The organism is Tumebacillus permanentifrigoris, from assembly GCF_003148565.1.
In the GTDB taxonomy this organism is placed as follows: domain Bacteria; phylum Bacillota; class Bacilli; order Tumebacillales; family Tumebacillaceae; genus Tumebacillus; species Tumebacillus permanentifrigoris.
On the sequence record NZ_QGGL01000044.1, the window covers coordinates 1 to 3278 of the forward strand.

A 3278-nucleotide genomic window follows, 5' to 3' on the forward strand; every position below is an offset into this window, starting at 1 on the left:
CGCGAAGCCCCCCTCAAGATAAGACTTCCCACACGGTCAACGTGGTAAGACCCCCAGTAGAAGACTGGGTTGATAGGCTGGGTGTGTACGTGCCGCGAGGCATTTAGCTGACCAGTACTAATAGGTCGAGGGCTTATCCTACGTAATGCATTGTCTTGAACTCACAAAGTTGCAGCATCCAGTATATCAAGTTTGTTATGCGATCATGGCGGAATTGGCAGACGCGCAAGATTCAGGTTCTTGTGGGGGCAACCCTGTGGAGGTTCAAGTCCTCTTGATCGCACCATAGTCTCGTGATGATGGCGGAAAGGTCACACCTGTTCCCATCTCGAACACAGAAGTTAAGCTTTCCAGCGCCGATGGTACTTGGACCGCAGGGTCCTGGGAGAGTAGGACGTCGCGAGGCAGATGAGAAGGGCTCGATCCGTTGCGGATCGAGCCCTTTTTTGCATACGAAAGGAGTTGTAAGGATGGCCAAACACCTAGTCATCGTGGAGTCGCCTGCCAAGGCCAAAGCGATCAACTCCTACTTGGGGAGAGATTATCTCGTCAAAGCTTCGATGGGGCATATCCGGGACTTGCCGGAGAAAAACATCGGCGTGGACGTCGAGAACCGCTTTGAACCGCAATATGAAGTGATGAAGGGCAAGACGGCGCTGGTCAAAGAATTGCGCAGTCTCGCCAAGTCTTCCGATACGATCATCCTCAGCACCGACCCGGATCGCGAGGGGGAGGCGATCGCGTTTCACCTTGAGGAATTGTTAAAAGCACCTGGCAAGCGGATTGCACGAGTCACTTTTCACGAGATCAATAAAAAAGCGGTGCTACAGGCGATGTCGCAGCCGCGTGCGATCGACCGCCAACTGGTCGATTCGCAACAGGCACGGCGCATTTTGGACCGACTCGTCGGGTACAAACTCAGTCCGTTCCTCGGGCGCAAGATCCGGCATGGACTCTCCGCAGGTCGGGTGCAGTCTGTCGCGCTCCTGTTGGTCGTACAGCGAGCTGAGGAGATTGAGAATTTCAAGACGGAGGAGTACTGGGAGATACACGCGCAGGTGCAGACCGATGCGTTGGCGATGGTGTTCAGTTGCCAGTTGGTCGCAATCGATGGCAAGAAAGCCAAGGTCTCCACAGGGGACCTCGCTGCGGCGATCGTCGCAGAAGCGAAGGAACAGGCGTTTGGCATCACCGATGTGGAACGCTCCGACAAAAAACGCTACCCAGCCCCGCCGTTTACCACCAGCACCTTGCAACAGGAAGCATCCCGGAAACTGCGCTTCGACGTAGCGAAGACGATGCGTGTGGCACAGCAATTATATGAAGGAATCGATGTGAACGGGCAGACTTCTGGTCTGATCACCTACATGCGGACCGACTCGACCCGCATCGCACCACACGTGCAGCAGGAAGCGTTGCAGATGATTGGGGAGCGCTTTGGTACAGCTTACCGACCCTCGCGCCCGAATTTCTATCGTTCGAAGGACGGAGCACAGGACGCGCACGAGGCGATCCGCCCGACACACTTAGAGTGGGCGCCTGAGCGGATGAAGTCGCAGTTGTCACCTGATCAATTTCGGTTGTACAAGCTGATTTATGAGCGCTTTTTGGCCAGCCAGATGGCAGCGGCCGTGTATGATACGGTCAGTGTCAGCATCCAATCCGGGCGATTTGGCTGGAAGGCGAATGGGCGCACGCTGAAATTTGATGGGTTTTTGAAGCTCTATGAAGAAGGGATCGACCCGAAAAAAGCCGGGGGTGAGACGGCAGAGCAAGACGTGACGCTGCCGCCGGTCGAAACAGGGCAACGTTTGCTCTGTCGGGACATTAAGCCTTCGCAACGCTTCACGAAGCCACCGGCGTATTATACGGAGGCGAGCTTGGTCAAGGAACTGGAGAAGCGTGGCGTCGGGCGGCCAAGTACGTATGCGAGCATTATCTCCGTCTTGAAAGCGCGTGACTATGTGATCATCGTGGACAAGAAGTGGTTCCATCCGACCGACATTGGGCGCGCAGTTTGTCATATGCTTGTGGCGCACTTCCCGGATCTGATCAACGTCGAGTTCACCGCGGAGATGGAGAAGCAGTTGGACAATGTTGCGGAAGGTGCGCGAGAGTGGCGGGCGTTGCTGGATGAGTTCTACCGACCCTTTGCCCAGACGTTGGAGACGGCGATGAAGACGGGCGATCGCGTGGTGTTGGGGGAACAGACGGAGCAGAGCTGCCCTGCGTGCGGACAACCGTTATGGCGGCGCTCGACGAAGTATGGCGACGTTTTTGCCTGTGGCGGGTATCCGAAGTGCAAGTATATCGTGCCGGTCGGGGAGCCGACTACCGTGCCTTGCCCGAGTTGTGCGCACCATCTGACCTTGACGGAAGTGACGCCCAAGGGGAAACGCAAGCCTGTTAAGCAATACTTCTGCTACCAATGCAGGGGTCGTTTTGCATATGGGGCGCGGGGGAAGCCTGAGCCTTTGGTGGTGGAGACTGAGCACAAGTGTGACAAGTGCAGTTCGGCGCTGGTGAAGCGCAAGGGTCGCTATGGCGAGTTTTTGGCGTGCAGTGGGTATCCGAAGTGCAAGAACATCTTGAAGATCGACAAGCAAGGCAACCCGGTGGCGGTTGAGGCCAAAACGGTTCAAGTGACAAACCAGTGCTGTCCGAAGTGTGGGTCTGTTATGATTGTCCGCACCAAGGGAGAGGAGAAGTTCCTGGGTTGCAGTCGGTATCCTTCGTGCCGCACGACAAGCAAATGGCAGGAAGGAATCCAAATCATCGACGATTTGAGTGCTGCTGACGTCAAAAAGCGCTACAAACAGGTCAAGAAAAAGAAAAAAGCGTGAGACGCACCCTATATGGGTGCGTTTTTCTATGTTCCGAGAACAAACCAGAGAGATGAGTTCACGAGATCGTCATAAATGCGGGCATTCGGCGGAATTTGTTCTGGAATGACGTTCCAGCGAGTTGAGACAAACCCTGCGGGCATGATAAGATAACTCTTGTCGCCGCGAGAGACACTACGGTGACGAGATTGATCCTTGAAAACTAAACGAGTGATAGATGAGAATCGATTCGAGCCTTGAATCAAACTTTAATTGAGAGTTTGATCCTGGCTCAGGACGAACGCTGGCGGCGTGCCTAATACATGCAAGTCGAGCGGACTGATGTGGAGCTTGCTTCATTGATGTCAGCGGCGGACGGGTGAGTAACACGTGGGTAACCTGCCTGGCAGACTGGGATAACGCTTGGAAACGAGTGCTAATACCGGATGATCTCTT

Annotated in this window: 1 protein-coding gene, 1 tRNA gene and 3 rRNA genes; all 5 read left to right on the forward strand. The window is 54.8% G+C overall.

Annotated features, from left to right (window positions below; translation table 11 throughout):
- Window positions 1–141, forward strand: a 23S ribosomal RNA gene (locus tag C7459_RS22600); the annotation flags it as partial.
- 58 nt (window positions 142–199) lie between these two features.
- Window positions 200–286, forward strand: a tRNA-Leu gene (locus C7459_RS22605).
- A 3-nt stretch (window positions 287–289) separates the two neighbouring features.
- Window positions 290–406, forward strand: a 5S ribosomal RNA gene (rrf, locus tag C7459_RS22610).
- A gap of 64 nt (window positions 407–470) precedes the next feature.
- Window positions 471–2843, forward strand: a complete 2373-nt coding sequence (gene topA, locus C7459_RS22615) for a type I DNA topoisomerase (protein ID WP_109691455.1) — start codon at window positions 471–473, stop codon at window positions 2841–2843.
- Window positions 2844–3091: 248 nt separating this feature from the next.
- Window positions 3092–3278: ribosomal RNA gene (locus C7459_RS22620) — 16S ribosomal RNA — on the forward strand; the annotation flags it as partial.

Coding starts and splice junctions, on each gene's coding strand:
- topA (WP_109691455.1), top strand. CDS start 471: ATGGCCAAACACCTAGTCATCGTGGAGTCGCCTGCCAAGGCCAAAGCG.